Origin of the sequence: Nocardiopsis sp. NPDC057823, from assembly GCF_042797335.1 — a bacterium.
Lineage (GTDB): Bacteria > Actinomycetota > Actinomycetes > Streptosporangiales > Streptosporangiaceae > Nocardiopsis > Nocardiopsis changdeensis.
Genome location: NZ_JBHVLR010000041.1, coordinates 1 through 1333 on the forward strand (window position 1 = coordinate 1; position 1333 = coordinate 1333).

At 35.4% G+C, this 1333-nt stretch carries 1 protein-coding gene; it reads right to left on the reverse strand.

Annotated features, from left to right (window positions below):
• Positions 1-438: 438 nt before the first annotated feature.
• On the reverse strand, positions 439-1333 hold an 895-nt coding region (locus tag ACFVNO_RS31060; protein ID WP_378898017.1), incomplete at its 5' end, for a tetratricopeptide repeat protein.

Here is a 1333-nt window from a genome sequence, read left to right on the forward strand (position 1 = left end):
ATTATTTGGTGTGGTAACTTAATAATAGCAGACGGGGTTTTTCCCTGTCAAATTACCTTTAAACCCTTGACACCACTGGATTTATATCACTTTTTGAAAATCTCAATGTTTCTATATGTATCAAGATAAGAAAAGACACGATTCTGACTCCGTCAAAATCGCCAAAAAGCTGGCGAAACCGCCATCTTTTTAAAAGATTAAAACCCAAAAACCTAAAAGACCAAAGACTAAACCAAATTTCCCCGCAGGGGGAGATTTTTTTTTGATTTTTTGGTCCTGCTGCGCAACAAAAAAACAGACCTAAAAGGTCTGAAGAATTAAGTCATTGCCCTAGAATCATAAACTTGAAAACCAGTTGCACTATAGCTATCTATATTCGCTTGAACAAAAACACCGATAACCAATGCTGATGTACAAATTAAACCTAAAGCACAGTTCCTATAGAAATTCATACAAACAATCGCCCCTTTGAATTTGTTTTTGGGCGTATATCATCTTTTCATACATTTTTACAGATTCATCCACACGCCCTTTTTCAGTATAAAATCGGGCGGCTTCCAAAGCTAGGTCTTCCATGTAAGGTAAACCTCTCGGGCTTTCCAATTTATCCAAGCAAGCCAATACTTCACTAAGATTTGCAGACTTAAAAAATAAATTTTCCAGCACCTTCAACATATCCAGAAATAAATCATCTTTATGTAAAGCCAACTGTTCCTTAGCTTTCTCGTAAAATTCTCGTCCCTCAATTAATTCTTTTTGATTCAAATGAATCCGTATCAATTCATAATAGACTTGAAACAACTTTTCACCGATTGGCTCCCCTTCTAAAATGGATTGGTGAAAATACGACACAGCTTTCGTAATTTGATTTAACCCTTGATAACAGATACCGATATTGTACAGCTGCCTAAAAATTATATGCTTATTCCCCAATGCCTCCGCTTTTTCCAAAGCTAAAGAAAAACAAGTCAATGCTTTATCTCTAGTTTCTAAATCCATATAATTTCCCGCGACTACAGTTAAACAATTAATTTCACGAACCATATAAATTGAATGCGTCTTATAAGCCTTATAAGTATCATAAGCAAGAGTGACATAATACATAGACATATGTGTCTGTTTCATGTGATAAAACACTTCGGACATCTTGTAATAGAATTCCGCTTTCTCTAACTCATCAGCAACTTGCTCCAAACGTTTCTCAGCTCGCCTATAGAACATGATAGCTTTAACAAATTCGCCCATTCTGAATTCATACATTCCTTGAAAAAAGTTGAAATAGTATTCAAGAAAGCCCGACATCTTTTTCCCTTGTCCTTCTACAGCTTTCAAA